Here is an 18,251-nt window from a genome sequence, read left to right as displayed (position 1 = left end):
AACGAAAGTGTGAGTGTTAGATGAATTCTACAAAAAAGAACTATCGTCAAAAGTCATTGTTTTGGAAACCGATTCCATCGAACCCTTTGTGGCAACAAAAGAAACCGACTGCTCATGGTGCGACGGTTGCAACGGAAGTGATGGATGAAATCGGAAGACAGGACAGAGTTGATACGACTCTAGCAATGGCCGGCACTCATGCTTTGGTTAACGAGGCTCAAAATGAATTGTTGCGTCGTTATGAAGTGGATATCAAAGCACGTTTTGATGACATCGAAACCGTTTTGAAAGACATTTTGACGCAGCAGGGCAAACCGGGATTTGTGGCTTGGGCCAACCAAGCGCTGTTTGCAAAGTTGGGTGTAAAGCTGACAGAAGACGATTGGCAATCTGAATTGAATTTTCAATCTCAGAAAGCGTTTCAGAAACTGTACGCCAAAACCCTCTTTGCACAATTTATTCGAATGTCGGAAGACTTCTATATCAATGACCCATTAATGGGCCAGCGAAAACAAGAAGCCGAACGCATTTTTAAAGAAGCGGGATTTCACGCCGTAGGCATTGCGCCTTGTGCGGATGGACGTCTTGCTCATGTAGTGAGTTATGTACTCAGACTGCCTTATAGTGCTGTAAGAAGAAAAGCCCATGCGGGTTCATTATTTGATATCAGCGAAAGTGTCAGAAACTGGGTGTTTATTGAACACACGCGGTTCAGAGAAGGTAAGCCAAATTCGGCTGAAGAACCGACGCGTTATTTAAAGATTGCGGTATATCACTTTTCCAAAGCCGATCCGACACATCAGGGGTGTGCGGCCCATGGGAGTGATGACCAAAAAGCAGCGGAGGCTGCACTAACAAAACTCAAGGATTTTAGACAGGCGATTGAAAATCGTTTCGGATGTGGTGCGAGTGTTCAGACCTTGTTGATTGGAATGAATACCGATGACGACAGTTTGAAAATTCATATTCCGAACGAGCAAGGCAAGGTGTGTTTGCAACGCTTTGTGGAAACCGATCAATTGTATCAGCAGACGGCTGATTTGTCGGCAGACCAAGCGAAGCAAGCGATTGAGCGCGCAATCGATGATTGCAATCTGAACAAAAGCTCAACCTTGCCACAATCGGGGGTGAATACCCTGATTGCCTGGTTGATTGCGAACAACTTCTCGCAACTGGCCTATGTCAACCGATATGAAAACGGTTGCTATAGCGATATCGGTCATGCGGAAAGGTTTATCGGAGTCGGTAACGGCTTCGAAGAAGTACAGCTTCGCAATCTGAGTTATTACAGCTTCCTCGATACGGTGGAAGAAGGTGTGAACGATGTGGATGTCGGTATCAAGATCTTCAAAGGTCTGAACGTCAAAAAAGGGCGACCGATTCCGATCATCATCCGTTGCGATTATGACGGGCGGGTTCCGGGATCGAAAGATAGAGCGCAAACCAAAGCGGTGAGAATTGAAAAGGCATTGCATAACCGTTATCAGGAATTGTCGACATCCGGTTTGTTGCAAACCATGCCGACCTTAAGAGATTTTACCGGCTGTCAGCCAGCTGAGAGGCTCTCCAGCCTGGCAGATTTTTCAGCTTGAGAAGCACTGCTTAGAAAGGAGTAGAAGGTGAAAATTTATAAAGTCGATAAGACACTCGTTTCGACCAATCGCATTTCCATGATGGAGCACAAGCCTCTGCTGGTGGTGCGAGAAAAAGATGGCGGTACCCCTCAAGTAGCGGTTGATCCGGTGGGGTGCAAGCCGGGAGATTGGGTGATTTGTTGTGGTAGCTCGGCAGCCCGAGATGCGACAGGTGTAAAAGGATATCCAAGTGATTTAACCATCGTTGGAATTATCGATAAATGGGAAGTGCCAGAGGATGCAGATACTACAAGTTAAAAAAGAGCTGGTTCTGACCAGTCGCTTGGAAGGGTTAGGTCATCTTCCAATCAAAGCGCTGGTCAGCCAGACAGGCGAAGTACTTGTGGCGATGGATCCCGTTGGGACAAAGTTGGGTGACTGGGTGTTTACCATCGCCAATTCTGCGGCGAGAGACGCGGCAGGAGACAAACGATTATTAACGGATTTAACGGTTGGCGGCATCATCGATGACTGGCAGCCAGAACAAAACTAAGTTTTAAAGTGAGCAACTCAAAGGAGAAAGTTATGAGTGATTACGGTATTGCGTTAGGCATGATTGAAACCCGTGGTTTGGTACCAGCGATCGAAGCCGCGGATGCGATGACGAAAGCGGCGGAAGTACGTTTGGTCAGTCGTGAATTTGTTGGCGGCGGTTACGTCACGGTAATGGTCCGTGGTGAAACCGGTGCGGTGAACGCAGCGGTCCGTGCCGGAGCAGATGCTTGTGAACGTGTTGGTGACGGTCTGGTAGCCGCGCACATCATTGCTCGCCCACACAAAGAAGTGGAACCTGTTTTAACAATTGAAAGTAAGTAACTTGTCTTTCGCTAAAAGTCTCTGAAAAGGAAGTACCCCGAAACACTTAATGCTTAGGGGCTTGAAGCGGAAACAATCATTTTTATCTGTAAGGAGAAAGGCTATGAGTACGGAATATGGAATTGCACTGGGCATGATTGAAACCCGTGGTTTGGTGCCGGCGATTGAAGCGGCGGATGCGATGACAAAAGCAGCGGAAGTGCGTTTGGTCAGTCGTGAGTTTGTTGGCGGCGGTTATGTAACGGTAATGGTTCGTGGTGAAACCGGTGCGGTTAACGCTGCGGTTCGTGCCGGAGCAGACGCTTGTGAACGTGTTGGTGACGGTCTGGTAGCCGCGCACATCATTGCTCGTCCACACAAAGAAGTGGAACCCGTTTTAACAATTGAAAGTAAGTAATTTGTCTTTCGCTAAAAGTCTCTAAACAGAAAGTACCCCGAAACACTTAATGTTTAGGGGCTTGATGCGGGAACAATTCTTTTTACCTCTAAGGAGAAAGGCTATGAGTACGGAATATGGAATTGCACTGGGCATGATTGAAACCCGTGGTTTGGTGCCAGCGATTGAAGCAGCGGATGCGATGACGAAAGCGGCGGAAGTACGCCTGGTCAGTCGTGAGTTTGTTGGCGGTGGTTATGTCACGGTAATGGTTCGTGGTGAAACCGGTGCGGTTAACGCCGCAGTTCGTGCCGGAGCAGACGCATGTGAACGTGTTGGTGACGGTCTGGTAGCCGCGCACATCATTGCTCGCCCACACAAAGAAGTGGAACCTGTTTTGACAATTGGTAACGGTGCCACCCGTAGCTGATTGAATGTCGAGGGTTAGTTTTTAACCCTCATTTGGAAGTTAGGAGGGAAAAATGCGTTATTCACAAAGAATGCCCGGTTCTGTAATGCCAGGAGCAGGCGCATACCCACAAATCCCCCAGGCACAGACGGCTGTTGCAAACAGTCAAATTCTGGGGTATTTGGGGCGAGCGTTGAGCCTGGAGTTTTCGGCCGGTCAGCATTACCTCGCACAGGCTTCGCTGGCGAAATTTCGCCAAGAAATTTCATATGCCGAAGGGTTTGTGACCCTGGCAAATGAAGAGTTCCAACATGCGAACTTGATTACAGATCGTATGGTTGCACAAGGAGCCCTTCCTGCGGGGAGCGTCTTACGTCCGGCTGGACCGGCAACCAATATGGTTGAAGCTTTGAGAAGTTGTGAAGAGCGAGAAATGGCGCTTATTCAACTGTATTCGGAAGCTTCGCAATATTGCGCCAATTTTGGTGCTCAAGAAGATTTGATGCTGTTTAACCGGCTATTGGAAGAAGAGCAAACTCAGCTTGTGAGAGTGCAATCCTGGTTGGAAGAATATTATGGATCTTTGATGATGCAACAACAGCCCAATAGGAGCTTTGTATGAACGAACAACGATGGAAGCTTAAAAAGAAACCTGCCAGTCTTGAGGCCCGTTTTGAGTTCGATGATTTCGAAACCCTACGGACCTTTCTTGACGATATGGCGGAAAAAGCCGAGCATCTGAATCACCACCCGAACATCAGTTTTGGTCGTGAGCATGTATCGGTCATCATTTATTCCCAGGCGCAAGAGTTGCAAGATGTCGATTTTGCGCTGGCGGATGGTATTGATGAAGGTTTCAGTCGCGTTAATCTGCACTAAAAGGAGAGTCTTATGACGACCCCATCAGACAAAACCAAGCCAGCCGCGACGGCGCAATCGTCCGCCTCGGATACGTCGGTTAAGCCGGTGTCAAGCACCTCGCCAAATGCGGCCAAAAATTCGGTTTCGAAACCGACGCCTAAAAAAACAGCGTCGGCCACGGCGAGTAAGAAACCGGCATCCAAACCGGCTGCACCGGCGAAAAAACCGGTGTCGGCACGTAAAAAACCCGCGCCGGCAAAATCGAATGCAAGCCCGTCCGGCAACGCTGGTCAGGAGCCTATTGCGGAGAGCATTAAGCGTTTTCCAAGTCGACGTGTTTGGCCGGATTAATCGCCTTTGAGTTCTTACGTTTGAATTTTTGAATTGAATTAAGTCTTAGTTGTTTGGGCAGATTTTTCTGCCCGTTTTTTTATGTGAAATTTAGAGTGGGATGATGTCGATCAGGGTTTGATTGATTATGCAGGATGGTTGTGGCCGAGAGGTAAAACCATTGATTCGAGTCTATGGAATCAAGTTGAAAAATCAATTTTTCATCCAGAGTGGATTTCTCTAGGATGAATATTCGTATGGAAGCGGTTCTCACGCAAGGAGGCGTTGAGGTGACCGGCAAGGTCCATAGGTGAAGCTTAGGCTTTGCATTTGGAGTTGATCGAACACAAAGACAAGAGATGGCGAACCGATATGAAATGGTATGAAGCAAATGCAGAGTCCTGGAGTTGTCCAAGCCAAAATGAAAACGATTCTTCAGCGGGCATTGAGGGTGGACTGAATATGGTGGAAACCTGTTGTGAAAAGCTGGTGCATATTGTAGCGAATACGGAATTGGAAACCGATTTAAGAAGCCTGTTTGATCAGGTGTCCGTCAGTCGTGTTACCGCTTTTGATGTGAAGCCCGCTCAAACGGAGACTTCCGGTCAAACCTTGTTTTTGGTCGTGGTGTCGGAGGAAAAACTGAACCGCTTATACAATGAACTGAATGTGTATTTGGACGGCAGTCATCAATTAACGGTGTTTACGGCCAATGTCGATGTGCTGACACCGAGTTATTTTGCTTAGGAAAAGACCATGCAGCGTTTGGTGTTAGCCACAGGAAATCCATACAAATTGACGGAAATGTTGCCGGTGATTGAGCAATACGGTGTTGAGCCATTGGCGCAAAGCACCTTTTTTGACGGAGAAGTGGACGAAGACGGTTTGAGCTTTGTGGAAAATGCCTTGAAAAAAGCACGTTTTGCCAGTGCCAAAAGTGGCTTGCCGGCTTTGGCGGATGACTCCGGTTTGGAAGTGGCCTCTTTGGGCGGGCTTCCCGGTATTATTTCCGCGCGTTACGCTGGGCAAGGACAACATAAACCCAGCGAAGAGGAAAATGTTCGCCAGCTATTACAGGATTTGGAAGGAAAACCTTTTTGTGAACGCAAGGCTCGCTACTCTTGTGCGGTGGTGTACGTAGCGCATGAGCGCGATCCTATGCCGGTGATTGGTATCGGTCATTGGTATGGTGAAATATTAAAGTCCCCACGCACGGGGCACGGAGTCGGTTACGACGACGTCATGTGGATTCCGGCGTTATTGAAGACGGTGTCGGAACTGCCGTTAGACGAAAAAATACGTTTGAGTCATCGCACGGAAGCGATTCATTCGGTGATGACCCAGTTGGAGACGAACGCTTTTTATGATTAAGCTTAGAACTTATGTTTTTTTGGACGCCTTACAACCGCAGTTGGCTTCGTATATGGCCACCGCTTCCATGGGGTTTCTACCGGTTGAAGGTGATGCTTGCCTATGGGTGGAAGTGGCGCCGGGGATGGCAGTTCACCGTTTGTCCGACATTGCCTTGAAGGCGTCCAATGTGCGTTTGGCGCAGCAAGTCGTGGAGCGGGCTTACGGTTCGATGGTCATTCACCACCGCACGCAAAGCGATGTGTTGGAGTCAGGCGAACGTATTTTGCAGCATTTACAAACACACGAATTTGATCGTCAGCAATGTTTGGTGATGTGGAATGAAACCATCCGTTGCATTACCGCCGACCATGCGACCTTGATTAACCGTGATAACCGACGTGGTTCGATGGCGCTGGCCGGGCAAAGCATGTTTATTATGGAAACCGAACCGGCCGGTTACATTGTTTATGCGGCCAATGAGGCGGAAAAGGCCGCGAATGTAACCTTGGTGGAAGCCCGAGCGGTGGGAGCTTATGGCCGCTTGATCATGTGTGGAAAAGAGGCCGACATCAATGAAGCCGCTCAAGCCGCGACGAGGTCGTTGGAAGGGTTGCAGTGTCGTCGTGATGGAAGAGATTAAAGTAACGTAACGTTATGTTATTCATAACAAATATTTAGTTTTACAGGCGCGTTTTTGAGATAGGGTTTACTCAGTTAGGGGGGTGATGTTGTGGCGGGAATGACTGAACATTTAAACAAGGCGACATCGAATTTTTTGATTCGGCATGCTTCGCTTCGGCAAATTCAGGTATTTGAGTGTGTGGCGAGAAACCTCAGTTTCACACGCGCCGCCGAAGAACTGTATTTGACGCAGCCGACGGTATCGTCTCAGGTCAAAAGCCTGGCTGAAGCGATTGATATGCCATTGTACGAGCAGGTCGGTCGGAAGATCTTTTTAACCGAAATCGGCGAAGAGGTCGCATGCAGTTGCCGTGCGATTATCGATCAGTTGTCGAACCTGGAAATTTTGTTGGATGATTTTCGAGGGTTAAAACGTGGTCGTTTACGTGTGGCGGTCATTACCACAGCAAAATATTTTGCTCCGATTGCCTTGGGTAAGTTTTGCAAAAAATTTCCCGATATTGATCTCAACCTTAAGGTCGGTAATCGTAATACGATTTTAAGCCGAATTGATCGAAATTTAGACGATTTGTATATACTCGGCCAGGTTCCGAGTACGGACATGGATTTGGAAGCGGTGCCTTTCGCGCCCAACCCATTGATTATGATTGCGCATGCCAATCATGAGCTGGTCGGCACCAAAGTCAGCTTGAAACGTTTGGCGAAAGAGCCGTTCATTATGCGTGAAAAAGGGTCCGGTATTCGTTCCGCGGTGGAAGACCTGTTTGCGCAACATGGCCTGACGGTGAAAGAACGCATGATGTTGGAAACCAACGAAGCCATCAAGCACTGCGTAATGGGGGAGTTGGGTGTCGCTTGTGTCTCCGAACATGCATTGGATCTGATCAGCCCGGGGGCAAAAATCGCCAAATTGGATGTGGAAGGCTTTCCGATTCATAAAGAATGGAATATCGTCTATCCGAAAGCCAAGTCCTTGTCGTTATTGGCGGAAGAATTCCTGAAGTTCTTGCAGGAACATGGTGACCAATACTTGGAGTTGGAGATGGATGAAAAGCCGGCATTGGACAAACCTGCTGAGACTTTGAAATCCGCATCCTCATAAAACTGTCATCCAAGGTTTCTCAACGACGGGTAGACTGAATCACTTAAATGAATCGTTTATGTTGTCGTTGAGGATTTTCCCGGCATGTCATTGCCCACCTTTTTAGCCCGTTGGGCCGCCACCGTTTCCATCTTTACACAGTTTCTAAAGCTCGGCTTGACCAGTTTCGGCGGGCCGGCGGCTCATATCGGTTTTTTTCATCAAGCGTTTGTGGTTCGACAGGGTTGGTTTGGTGAGAGCACTTTTGCGCGCTGGATTGCCTTGTGTCACCTTTTGCCCGGGCCTTCCAGTTCGCAATTGGGGTTTTTAATCGGTTATCAACGTGGCGGTTGGCCCGGTGCCGTCGCCGCGTTTGTCGGCTTCACCTTGCCCTCAGCCATGATGATGTTGGGATTGGCGTACGGTTGGTTTTGGCTGGACGACACCTGGCAGCCGGTTTGGCATGCTTTGGTGCTGGTGGCCGCCGCCATCGTCATTCAGGTCACTTGGCAGATGAATCGACAATTCTGCCAGGCCTGGTCACTTCGGTTCTTGGCGTTGCTGACGGCGGTCGGTCTGGCGGTGTGGCCATCGGTGTGGACGCCGTTGTTTTTGTTAATGGCGTTGGGTGTGATTGGCGTTTTGTTTAAACAGCGTCTGACGTCATCGGTCAATCAGGGAGCCATTTCAGACGGAGCGATAACGGAAAATCTATTACGCAGTCCGCCTTCCAAAGTCGGCTGGAGCTTAATCGTTTTAGCCGTTGGCTTATTGGGTTTTTTGCCGTTATTGGTATGGATGGGCGAGGGTGTCTGGTCAATCGCGAACGGTTTTTATCGCGCCGGCGCGCTGGTGTTCGGCGGCGGCCATGTGGTTTTGCCGATGTTGGAACTGGAGTGGGTGCAAACCGGGCGTGTGACCGAGTCGCAATTTTTGGCTGGTTACAGTTTGGCGCAAGCCTTACCGGGGCCCTTGTTTACCTTTGCGACCTATTTGGGTGGCGTTCTTGGCGGGTGGCTCGGCGCGGCCGTGGCGACGCTGGCGATTTTTCTACCCGGTTTATTGTTGATTATCGGCATTCTGCCGTTTTACCAAGCGTTCACCTCCTCGGAACGGATGCAGTCGGGCTTGGTGGCGGTGCAAGCCGGCGTGGTCGGTTTTATGTTGTTTGCATTGGCGGTGCCCATTTTGCCGCATGCTTTCGTGGATTGGACCAGCGGTTTCCTGGTGGCGATGAATCTGGTGTTTCTGTTCAAGTGGCAATGGCCGTCCATCTGGTTGATGCCCCTCAATATCGCACTTTATTGGAGTTGGTCACAGTTCGTTTCGGGGTGAACTCGGCTTAATCTCTGGCGCCAAAAGGCAGTCTTACGTCGTAATTTTTGGTATCCTTTGAGTTTGACTCAAATTGACTTAGACTGACTGAAAAGTGATACCGATTCCTTCATGATGCCAACCATTCACATTACCGCCAATAGCCGTTTAACCGGCTTTTTGAAACAAGCCTTACTGGCCGATCAATGGACGACGCAATCCGTGGCGAAAACCCCGGCGGTGATGACTTGGAGCCAATGGTGGCAGGAATGGGAGCAGGAAACTTTGTTAAGCGGGCGCTTGGCGCTGGACGCCTGGCCCGCCAAACGCTTGTCGGCGTTTGAAGCCCAATTGATTTGGGAATCTTTGCTGGATGACAAAATTCAAGCCGAGCCGCAACTGGCGTTGCTGAATGAGACGGCTACCGCCAAACAACTCTACCAGGCCTGGTGCTTTTGGTCGGAATATTTCGATGACCAGGATGAACAAACAATTTTCCAAACCGACGAAGTGCGTTTGTTTCTGGCCTTGAAAGGCGGTTACCAGAAGCGGCTGAAAGAACAGAACTGGCAAGACGATGTCTTGACGATGCAATGGCGATTACATTGGTTGCAGGAACGTCCGGTCACATCGACGCGTTTTATGCTGCATGGTTTTGACGAAATCACGTCGTTTATGCAGCAATGGATGAACCTACTGCGGGAAGCCGGTAATGAGGTCATGATCGTAGAGCCGGATGAGACACCAGCCCAGCCGCAAAAGCGTTACGCCGCCATGAACCCGCAGGACGAAATGCAACAAGCGGCGCTCTGGTGTGCCGAAACCCTGCAACGCCTCGGCGAAACCAAAGGGGCCAAAGATATTCGAATCGGTGTGGTGGCACCGAACCTCAACGACATTCAACAAGGATTCAGTGCCTTATTGGATGAGGTGTTGTTTCAACTCTTCGGTCAGGCATTACCATTAAAAACCGGGCGCCGTGTGTTGTATAACGTCTCGCTCGGCGAATCCTTGGCGAACACGCCGATTGTGCAAAACGCCTTGCAAACCTTGAACCTGGCGCTTTTGCCGGATAAACGCTTAAGCTACGCCGACTGGTCGGCCTGGCTGGTGTCGCCCTTTACATTGGGGGCCTTGCCACAGCGACAGAAAGCCGATGCCCAGTTGCGGCGGCTGCAATGGGCCAGTTTTAAGTGGCCGAATTTGGTGACTTGGCTGGAACAGCAGGAAAACCACTGGCCGACCCTTTTGCCCAAGCCGTTGATGACGGTGTTGCAAAAAATATCTGCCAAGCCTTCTGACCGAAAATACACAGGGCGCCTATCGTTGCACGCCTTTCTGGAACGGGTCGAACGGGTGTTGCAACAATTCCAATGGGGCGTTTCACGCCAGGAGCGCGCCTTAACCACTATTGAAACCCAACAGAAAGAAGCCTTTTTGGAATGCCTCGGTCGCTTTTCGCAGCTGCATCTGGGCGACGAAGCCCAAAACGCCCAGGCCTGGCTGAATTTGCTGAAACGGTTTGTGGCCGAAACCGTGCATCAACCCCAAACCAAAGATGTTGTCCCCATTCAGGTGGTGGGGATGCTCGAAGCCGGCGGACAAACCTTCGATGCCTTATGGGTCATGGGATTGACCGACGAAGCCTGGCCGCGACCGCCCAGCCCGAATCCTTTCTTGCCGATGCAGCTGCAACGCGAACGGGCCGTGCCGCGCGCCGATGCCCAGCGCGAGTTGCAGTATGCCCAAAAAATCACCCGCCGTTTGGCGGCGTCCGCCGAGCAGGTCGTCTGGTCATACGCCACACAATTGGAAGACCGCGTCGCTTTACCGTCACCGTTACTGAATTTGCCGGCATTGGCGATGGCCGAACCCTATCCGGCGCGCGACTATCGCAGTCTTGCCGAGCAACAATATCAGCAAGCCGCTCCGATTGAATGGGAAGAAGACGCCCAAGCACCGCCGATTCCATTGGGCGAACGCGCGCCGGGCGGTTCCGGGATTTTGACGGCGCAAAACAAATGCCCGCTGATGGCGTTTATCGATTTCCGGCTGGGCGCGCGTCAGCAATTGGAAGACGTGGCCGAAGGCTTGCGCGCCAACCATCTCGGGACCTTGGTGCATGAGGTATTGGAAGCTTTTTGGCGTGACGTGCAAACCCAAAACGCCTTGCTGGCCTTGGACGACGACAGCCTTGTCGCCAAGTTACACACGTTATTGGACGAGGCGATGCAGCCACTGATGCAACAGTTCGACGACCACTATCTGGCCTTGGAAAAAGAACGCATTACCGAGCTACTGATGAATTGGCTGGCGTTAGAAAAACAGCGGCCCGGCTTTAAAGTGGTGGCGTTTGAAGAAGTCCATACGCCGACGATTGCCGGCATTGAATTCAAAATCAAAATCGACCGGGTGGATGCGGTATTGGCCGAGGAATGCGAAAACAGTGGCGAAGCCGTGTCGGTCATCCTTGATTACAAAACCGGCAAAGCGTCCGTGAAAGATTTATTGAAAGAGCCGATTGAAGCGCCGCAACTGGCGGTGTATCTGCACGCCTATCGCGATGCGGTGGCCGGTTTGGGCTATGGCATCCTGCACAGCGACGACGGGGTTCGGTTTAATACTTTGGTGGCCGACGAGGGTGTGATGTTGAAAGACCGCTCGCAGTTGGTCTTTGCCAAAGAATCCGAAAAATCGGGCGGCGATTATGAAGGTGTCACCTGGACGGACTTCCTGAACGGCTTACGGGATGAAGTCGAAGCCTTGGCCGAATCGATTCAGCAGGGCCGTGCGGAAATGACCTTCCGCGATGAAAAGGATTTGGCCTATGCCGCCGGTGCTTTAGCGTTGCGATTGCCGGAAGTGAAAAGCCAGTTGGCGCAAGTCGGCTGGCAAGGCTCGGAGGAGGATGCATGAACGCATTGTCGAGCGCATCGCTGAACACACCGTTATACACCCCAATCAACCCTTTGGCGCAGGTGCAATTGGACACCGCCTTGCCGGATGGTGAAGCCCGTTATCAAGCGATTCACCCGCAAGGTTCCTTTATTGTGCAGGCACCGGCCGGTTCCGGGAAAACCGCTTTGCTGACCCAGCGCTTTTTGGCGTTGCTCTCACAGGTGGAGACGCCGGAACAGATTGTCGCCATGACCTTTACCAAAAAGGCCGCCGCCGAAATGCGTGAACGGATTTTCGAAGCCTTGGCCGACGGCCAGAAACCCCTGCCGGAAACGGCCTCGCTTTACGATCACAACACCTGGCAATTGGCGCAAGCCGCTTTGCAAAATGCCACACAGCGCGGTTGGCAATTGCTGGATAACCCGAACCGCTTGCGAATTCGCACCATTGATTCCATGAACGGTTATCTGGTGCAGCAAATGCCGCTGTTGTCGCGACTCGGCACTCAGCCGCAGATGGCCTCGTCGCCGGACACCTTGTATTTACAGGCCGCGCGTCAGGCGTTGAAAGACAGTCAAACCAGTGAAGCGGTGGCGAGCCTGTTGCGGCTGGTGAACGGCTCTTTCCGAACCGCAGAAAACCTGTTGGTGGGCATGTTGGCTAAACGCGACCAATGGATGGGCGCGCTGTTGCAATACGGTTCCGAGGATGAAGCCGAGGAGCGGGCCGAATTGGAGAATGCCTTGGCGCTGTTGGTGGCGCAGGAGCAACAACAAGCGGTGCAGCGACTGTCGCCAGGCCTGGGCAAATTGCAAGCATTATGCGATTACGCCGAATTTGCCGCGGGCAATGATCAGCCGCAATTGCAATGTTTGGCCGGGGTCGTTTTGTCGCCGGAAACGGATTTATCGGTTTGGCGCACACTGGGCGATTGGATTCTTACGAAAAGCGACCCGGCTTGCCGTAAAACCGTCAATAAAGCGCAGGGCTTTCCGGCCGGAAAAGGCGAAAACAAAGCCAATAAAGACGGCTTTTTGGAGGCTTTGTCGGATTTTGCTCTGGCCGATTTGCGCGGCGATATGGCACAAGCGTTACATGAGTTGCGGCAACTGCCGGACGGGCACTATAACGATGACCAATGGCAAAGCCTGCGGCATTTGATTGCGTTGCTGCGTCGCGCGGTGGCCCATTTGAAACTGGCGTTCCAACAACAGGGCGAAGCGGATTTCATTGAAGTGGCGCAGGCGGCGTCGCAAGCGCTCGGCACGGAACTGGAACCGACCGATTTGGCCGAACGGCTGGATTATACCTTGAAGCATTTGCTCATCGACGAATTCCAAGACACCAGTGTGGCGCAGTATGAATTGGTGAAAAAACTGGTGGCCGGTTGGACCTCAGAAGACAATCACAGCCTGTTTATCGTCGGTGACCCGATGCAGTCAATTTACCGTTTTCGTGAGGCGGAAGTGGGCAATTTCCTACAGGCCTGGCAAGGGCGCTTGGGGCAGGTGGCGTTGACGCCGTTGAGCCTGACGGTGAACTTCCGTTCCACTCAGGGCGTGGTGGATTGGGTCAATCAAACCTTTACCGAGGTGTTTCCGAAACACAGCGTCATCGAGCAGGGCGCAGTGTGTTATTCCTTGGCTAAAGCGTTTTCCGATAACGCCGAACCGGCGGTGCGTGCGAATTGGGCTTTGGAACGCTCGGCGGGAGAGGAAGCCGACGCGGCGGTCGATATCATCCAAACCACCTTGCCGGACTTGAAACCGGGCGCGGCCATCGGCGTGTTGGGGCGGAGTCGTTCGCACCTGATGCCCATTGCGGTGCGTTTAAAACAAGCGGGCATTCGTTTCCGGGCGCTGGAATTGGAAGGCCTGAAAGAGCGCCAGGAAATTCAGGATTGCGAAGCCTTGACACGCGCATTGCTGCATTTGGGCGATCGTCCGGCTTGGATTGCGTTGCTGCGTTCGCCGCTGGTCGGTTTGTCATTGGCCGATTTGTATGCGCTGTTGGGCGAAAACGACGATTATTATCAGACCCCGGTTTGGCAAAGTCTGCAAGCGGCGGTCTGTGACGAAAACAACCACACCCTAAAGGGCATAAAGGCCAGGTTGAAATTGTCGGAACCCGGTCAAACCCGTTTGGGGCAGGCCTGGTCGGTTTTGGATAAAGCCTTGAAGTCGATGGGTTCCTTCCGGCTAGAGCAGGTGGTGCGTCAGGCCTGGTTGGAATTGGACGGTGCCCAGACGGTGGAATCGGAACTGGCGTTGCAGAATGTCGAGGCGTATTGGATGATGCTCAATGCCTTACAAACGCAAAACGACGCTCAGGCGTTGACCGCCGCCGGATTGGCGGACACGCTGGAAAAACTGTTTGCTTTGCCGGATGCTTCGCCGGAAAGCGGTCGGGTGGAATTGATGACCATGCATAAATCCAAAGGGCTGGAATTCGACACCGTGATTCTGCCAGGCCTGGGGCGTAAACCGCGTTCAGACGACAAAACCTTATTGTCCTGGTTGTCGTTTAAAGGCACCGACGGTGATGACAACCGTTTGGTGATTGCCCCCTTTGAGCAAAAAGGCAAGGCGGCGCAGGCCAGCAATTCACCCGGCCTGGTGAATTTGATTAAACGTACCGACAGCGTGAAACAGGATTACGAGTTGGGGCGCTTGTTCTATGTGGCGGCGACTCGGGCCAAGCGCCGTTTGCATTTGCTGGGGTCGGTAACGGTGTCGGCCAAACAATTGGATGGCGACCAGCCGTTAGCACCGCCGGCCAAAAGCTTATTAAACTGTTTGTGGCCGCAGGTACAGGCCGAATTCGAGACGTTGTTGACGCACTATGCGCCCTCGGAGGAAGCAATCGAAGAGAGTGCGATTATCCCGAAGGTCAGCCGATTGCCGTTGATGCGAACGGGGTTTGCCTCATCCGCGGTGGCGATGCCGGATTGGTTGAAGCGCGGTGCGACGGAAACCTTGATGCCTGACGATGAAGCGGGTCGTGATGAGGGGGATTCGGCGACGAATGTTACTTCTAATAGCGGCGTGGAACGCGTGAACTGGCAAATCACATTGCTGGCGAAAAGTGTCGGCAATTTTGTGCATAAAATGCTGGAAATTTGGGTGGCCCAGGGCGTACCGACAGAGTTGGAATTAATCCGTTATGACGCTTTTTATCGGCACCAGCTATCGCAAGATGGCTTGAACGGCGAATTACTGGAAACGGCGATGGCTCGGGTCATGCGTTCATTGCAAAACGCCGTCCACAACGAATCGCTGATTTGGGCTTTGAAGCCATCGCATGCCGAGTCGGCGGTGGAGTTGGCGTTGAGTTCGATCAGCGAGGCCGGGCAGGCCAATCATATTGTGGACCGCACCTTTGTCGATGACCAAGGCGTTCGCTGGATTGTGGATTATAAAACCAGCTGGTTGGAAGCGGGGGCGTCTGAGGAAGACCGAAACATGTTTATTAAAGAGCAGGTGGCTGTTTACCGACCGCAATTGGCACGGTACGGCGATTTGTTTAAGGCCATGGAAGAACGGCCGCAGAAGTGGATTTTGTACTTCACCGCGCTGGATGCCTGGGTGGAAGTGAAACCGGAAGAGTGAAAGTGAGATGAGTGTGTCGATTGAAAAAACGCAACAACAAATTTTAAAACATCACGGTGGCAATGCTGTTCAAGCCCGGCAGGCCATTTCCAGCAGCTATGAACGACGTCATGATGACGACTTTTGGCAGTTTTGGGAAGCGACGGTGGCCGCAAACCATCAAACCGGCGATGGCATTGTCGATATGGGGGCGGGCATCGGGCAGTTCGTGCGGGATTGTGCGCGGCGTTATCCCGATTCGACGGTCACGGGGCTGGAAGCGGCGCCTTATATGTTGGAACATACCGTCGAGCTGCCGAACAATGCCCGCATCGTCCAAGACGATTTGAATCTTCCACAGGCGGACATTGCGCCGGGTTGCGTGTCGATGGTGATGGCGAATATGGTGGTGCATGAATTGACGCAGCCGATCAAAATGTTTAAGGCGGCGTACGATTGGTTGAAACCCGGCGGTCGTTTGTGTGTGGTGGATGTGGTGCGACAGCCGCTGAAAGATTATTTGGAGCACCGTTATACCGAAACTCAAGTGTGGGGCGAGGACACTACGGTGGCGGATTTGGAAGATGCGTTTGAGCATTTTCAGGAACACAATCGTTATCATCCGGATGATATTGTGTATATGTTGGAACTCGGCGGCTTCAAATTGGTGGACCGTTTGAGCTATCGCAATGATCGTTTTGTGCGTTTGGTGGTGGAGAAGTAATTTAGCTTGGTCTGCAAAAAGCCGACGTTAAAAGGCGTTTTGCAGCCATTCCGGTGTGTTTGACGTGTTGTCGTGAAAGGCGAGAACGTCAAAACGCATGGCGTGGTTTTGGTAATTGCTGTGTTGAAGCAGGAAAGCTTCGGCGCAGCGCCGGATGCGCTGTTGTTTGCGGGTATCGACAAACTCGGTGGCGTGGCCGTAACCGCGGTTTTGGCGCGCTTTGACTTCAATGAAAATCAAGGTGCTGTCGGCATCCAGTGCAATGAGGTCGATTTCACCGCCTTTGCAGCGATGGTTTTCGGCGAGGATTTTAATGCCGCGTTGGTTCAGCCAGTGTTTGGCGTTTTGTTCCGCTTGCCGTCCTTTATTCTGGCTGAACCAGCCCATTAGTTTTGCGCCGTTTCCAATAGGTTGGAGCCGGTTTCTTGTGGCGGTGTTTCCGGTGTTGTTTCTTGTGTTTCGGATGGTCGAATGTCAGGCGCTTTTTCAGCCAGGCCTGCCGAGCTGTATTTGCCCCAGACATAGTCGTGGTCGATTTCGTTTTCCTGAATGGAGAGCCTTCCCGTCATGCCGTTGTTTAAACAAACGCCGGGTGCCAGGTTGTCCTGATTCATGACAATGGTCAGGCTGTCCCAACCGAAGGCTTCAAAAGGTGTGTTGAGCGGCGTCGGTTTAAGCGCGGCGGGCATGGTTGGGAAAATCAAATCACTGAGGTCGCGATTGGCCGGGGTTTTATCCAGTTGAGCCGGGGTGATTTTCGAGGTGCCGTAAATCGGTAAATCCAGTTCGAAAAATTTGAACTGCGGTTTGAAAACGCCCAAGCGGCGCGTGTTACCGACCAGCACGATGGCATCTAAATCTTGGCGGGTGCGAGGCGTGAATTCAATTTTTTCCCGGAACAGCCAGTAAAGGTTGTTTTTGCGAGCTTGGCTGTTGGTTTCGTTGATGACGCTGCCGAGGGCTTTACGCAGATTCGGGTTTTTGGTTGGGTAGCTTTTGAGTACCGCGACATGGCCTTTGGTTTGTTTCCAGTCCCCGGCGATTTGCGAGGCCAGGGCGGCATCGGAATTGGCGGTGCTGGTAAGTATGCCGATGCGTTTCATATTGTTGTATTGCAGTTTCTGGTTGATTTGAAACGCTTCGGATTCCGATTTGAAATTGAATTGTTTCACCTGGCTTTGCTCCACGTGATTCAAGGCAATCAGGTTGTTTGGTTTTAAGGCGGCTAAGGTTTCCACGGCTTCTTTGGTGAGTGGGCCAATGATCCATTCGGCACCTTGGTGAACGGCGTTTAAATAGGTTTGTTGGAGATTGTTCAAATCCGAGCTGTCGTAAAAGCGGATGATGGTATCGCGTTGGTGTGCGAAGTGGTTTTTCAGAATGCCGTCACGAATCTGTTCGCTGATGTTGGCGTATTGACCGCTGAACGGCAGGAGCACGGCAAGGTGTTTAACGGAAACCGGGTGCTTCAGTCGGGTTTGAAGTTGGGGGAGTAAATGTTCGTTGTAGAGCGCGCCGGTATTGAACTCGGCCAGATCTTGCAGGGATTGTTTTTGCCAAATCGGGCGCTGTTGTGTGGCCTCGACCAATGCGAGCCAGTCGAGTAGTTCAATGTTTTGATTGGTTTCTGCCTGAGCTTGTAATTGTGCCAGGGTTTTCGGCGGCAGTTGCTTTAGCGTGGACCAGATTTGGTATTCAATCGCGAGCTGATCGGATGGGCCGACTTTTTGCCATAGCGATTGGCTCAATTGAATATAATCCGGCCAGGCCTGGCGCTTTTTAGCCTCTCGAATCGCGCCTTCAAGCTCTAGCAGAATGGCTTGCTTTTCGGCCGCGCTGCTTTTGGGGTCGGTCATGACCTTTTCGACGGTTTCGATTTTTGTGGACGGGGTGCTACAGCTCGACAGCCATAAAACCGAGAAGAAAAGGACGGGGATGATAGCGATTTGTTTAAGCATTTTGGTTAGAATGGCCCAAGTTATATATTGCGTTTAAGTTCGCGTTTAAGTTTGTGTGAAATGGTCGCGATTGAAATATTGTAATCATTATGAGAGCTTTGCATGAGTGGGGCGCGATAGAAAAATGAGATAAAATTTTTCTGAATTAGGCGGAAAACGCAGCGAATAGCGAGCTATTTGCCAGTTTTTCAACGACATTCAGGGAAATTTTAGCCATTTTTATCCGTGCATCCATCTCGTGCAGAGCTCTCATTATAACGAATTACGT

General features: G+C 51.4%; 19 protein-coding genes. 17 read left to right on the top strand and 2 right to left on the bottom strand.

Annotated elements, in window-relative coordinates; translation table 11 throughout:
• The first annotated feature begins 20 nt into the window (after nt 1–20).
• From AC0KH7_RS08855 to AC0KH7_RS08775, 17 genes are all read left to right on the top strand, one after another.
• Complete coding sequence (locus AC0KH7_RS08855) at nt 21–1,592, top strand: carboxysome shell carbonic anhydrase (protein ID WP_472372646.1); 1,572 nt, start codon at nt 21–23, stop codon at nt 1,590–1,592.
• Nucleotides 1,593–1,619: 27 nt separating this feature from the next.
• Complete coding sequence (locus AC0KH7_RS08850; RefSeq protein ID WP_068650379.1) at nt 1,620–1,892, top strand: carboxysome peptide A; 273 nt, start codon at nt 1,620–1,622, stop codon at nt 1,890–1,892.
• Nucleotides 1,873–2,127, top strand: coding sequence for a carboxysome peptide B (locus tag AC0KH7_RS08845; RefSeq protein WP_472372644.1), 255 nt, complete (start codon nt 1,873–1,875; stop codon nt 2,125–2,127). Before AC0KH7_RS08850 ends, AC0KH7_RS08845 begins: the two co-directional genes overlap by 20 nt.
• A 32-nt stretch (nt 2,128–2,159) precedes the next feature.
• A complete protein-coding gene (locus tag AC0KH7_RS08840; protein WP_472372642.1) occupies nt 2,160–2,450 on the top strand; it encodes a BMC domain-containing protein in 291 nt (96 codons plus the stop codon).
• A gap of 103 nt (nt 2,451–2,553) precedes the next feature.
• On the top strand, nt 2,554–2,847 hold the full coding sequence (locus AC0KH7_RS08835; RefSeq protein ID WP_029910948.1) for a BMC domain-containing protein: 294 nt from the start codon (nt 2,554–2,556) through the stop codon (nt 2,845–2,847).
• Between the two features lie 103 nt (nt 2,848–2,950).
• A complete protein-coding gene (locus AC0KH7_RS08830) occupies nt 2,951–3,256 on the top strand; it encodes a BMC domain-containing protein (RefSeq protein WP_029938603.1) in 306 nt (101 codons plus the stop codon).
• Nucleotides 3,257–3,308: 52 nt separating this feature from the next.
• On the top strand, nt 3,309–3,857 hold the full coding sequence (locus tag AC0KH7_RS08825) for a ferritin-like domain-containing protein (RefSeq protein WP_472372640.1): 549 nt from the start codon (nt 3,309–3,311) through the stop codon (nt 3,855–3,857).
• A complete protein-coding gene (locus tag AC0KH7_RS08820; RefSeq protein WP_472372638.1) occupies nt 3,854–4,114 on the top strand; it encodes a 4a-hydroxytetrahydrobiopterin dehydratase in 261 nt (86 codons plus the stop codon). Before AC0KH7_RS08825 ends, AC0KH7_RS08820 begins: the two co-directional genes overlap by 4 nt.
• Before the next feature lie 12 nt (nt 4,115–4,126).
• On the top strand, nt 4,127–4,447 hold the full coding sequence (locus tag AC0KH7_RS08815) for a hypothetical protein (protein ID WP_472372636.1): 321 nt from the start codon (nt 4,127–4,129) through the stop codon (nt 4,445–4,447).
• Nucleotides 4,448–4,798: 351 nt separating this feature from the next.
• On the top strand, nt 4,799–5,173 hold the full coding sequence (locus AC0KH7_RS08810; protein ID WP_472372634.1) for a hypothetical protein: 375 nt from the start codon (nt 4,799–4,801) through the stop codon (nt 5,171–5,173).
• Nucleotides 5,174–5,182: 9 nt separating this feature from the next.
• Nucleotides 5,183–5,797 carry a non-canonical purine NTP pyrophosphatase gene (locus AC0KH7_RS08805; protein WP_472372632.1) on the top strand — a complete coding sequence of 205 codons (615 nt, stop codon included), beginning with the start codon at nt 5,183–5,185 and terminating at the stop codon, nt 5,795–5,797.
• On the top strand, nt 5,790–6,419 hold the full coding sequence (locus tag AC0KH7_RS08800) for a BMC domain-containing protein (RefSeq protein WP_472372630.1): 630 nt from the start codon (nt 5,790–5,792) through the stop codon (nt 6,417–6,419). The genes AC0KH7_RS08805 and AC0KH7_RS08800 overlap by 8 nt, the downstream gene beginning before the upstream one ends.
• A 99-nt stretch (nt 6,420–6,518) precedes the next feature.
• A complete protein-coding gene (locus AC0KH7_RS08795) occupies nt 6,519–7,523 on the top strand; it encodes a LysR substrate-binding domain-containing protein (protein ID WP_472372629.1) in 1,005 nt (334 codons plus the stop codon).
• A gap of 84 nt (nt 7,524–7,607) precedes the next feature.
• On the top strand, nt 7,608–8,837 hold the full coding sequence (gene chrA / locus AC0KH7_RS08790) for a chromate efflux transporter (protein WP_472372627.1): 1,230 nt from the start codon (nt 7,608–7,610) through the stop codon (nt 8,835–8,837).
• Nucleotides 8,838–8,948: 111 nt separating this feature from the next.
• Complete coding sequence (locus tag AC0KH7_RS08785) at nt 8,949–11,732, top strand: PD-(D/E)XK nuclease family protein (protein ID WP_472372625.1); 2,784 nt, start codon at nt 8,949–8,951, stop codon at nt 11,730–11,732.
• Complete coding sequence (locus tag AC0KH7_RS08780) at nt 11,729–15,322, top strand: UvrD-helicase domain-containing protein (protein ID WP_472372623.1); 3,594 nt, start codon at nt 11,729–11,731, stop codon at nt 15,320–15,322. Before AC0KH7_RS08785 ends, AC0KH7_RS08780 begins: the two co-directional genes overlap by 4 nt.
• A 7-nt stretch (nt 15,323–15,329) precedes the next feature.
• Complete coding sequence (locus AC0KH7_RS08775; protein ID WP_472372621.1) at nt 15,330–16,025, top strand: class I SAM-dependent methyltransferase; 696 nt, start codon at nt 15,330–15,332, stop codon at nt 16,023–16,025.
• Between the two features lie 27 nt (nt 16,026–16,052).
• On the opposite strand, the gene AC0KH7_RS08770 is transcribed toward AC0KH7_RS08775, so the two are convergent.
• Nucleotides 16,053–16,412 (bottom strand): YraN family protein, encoded by a 360-nt coding sequence (locus AC0KH7_RS08770; RefSeq protein WP_472372619.1) that lies wholly within the window; start codon nt 16,410–16,412, stop codon nt 16,053–16,055.
• Complete coding sequence (locus tag AC0KH7_RS08765) at nt 16,412–17,983, bottom strand: penicillin-binding protein activator (RefSeq protein ID WP_472372617.1); 1,572 nt, start codon at nt 17,981–17,983, stop codon at nt 16,412–16,414. The genes AC0KH7_RS08770 and AC0KH7_RS08765 overlap by 1 nt, the downstream gene beginning before the upstream one ends.
• Nucleotides 17,984–18,251 lie beyond the last annotated feature (268 nt).

The organism is Hydrogenovibrio sp. (assembly GCF_965140365.1).
Taxonomy (GTDB): Bacteria; Pseudomonadota; Gammaproteobacteria; order Thiomicrospirales; family Thiomicrospiraceae; genus Hydrogenovibrio.
Note: the sequence above shows the minus strand (reverse complement) of the source record. Positions and strands in the feature narration are given on the sequence as shown.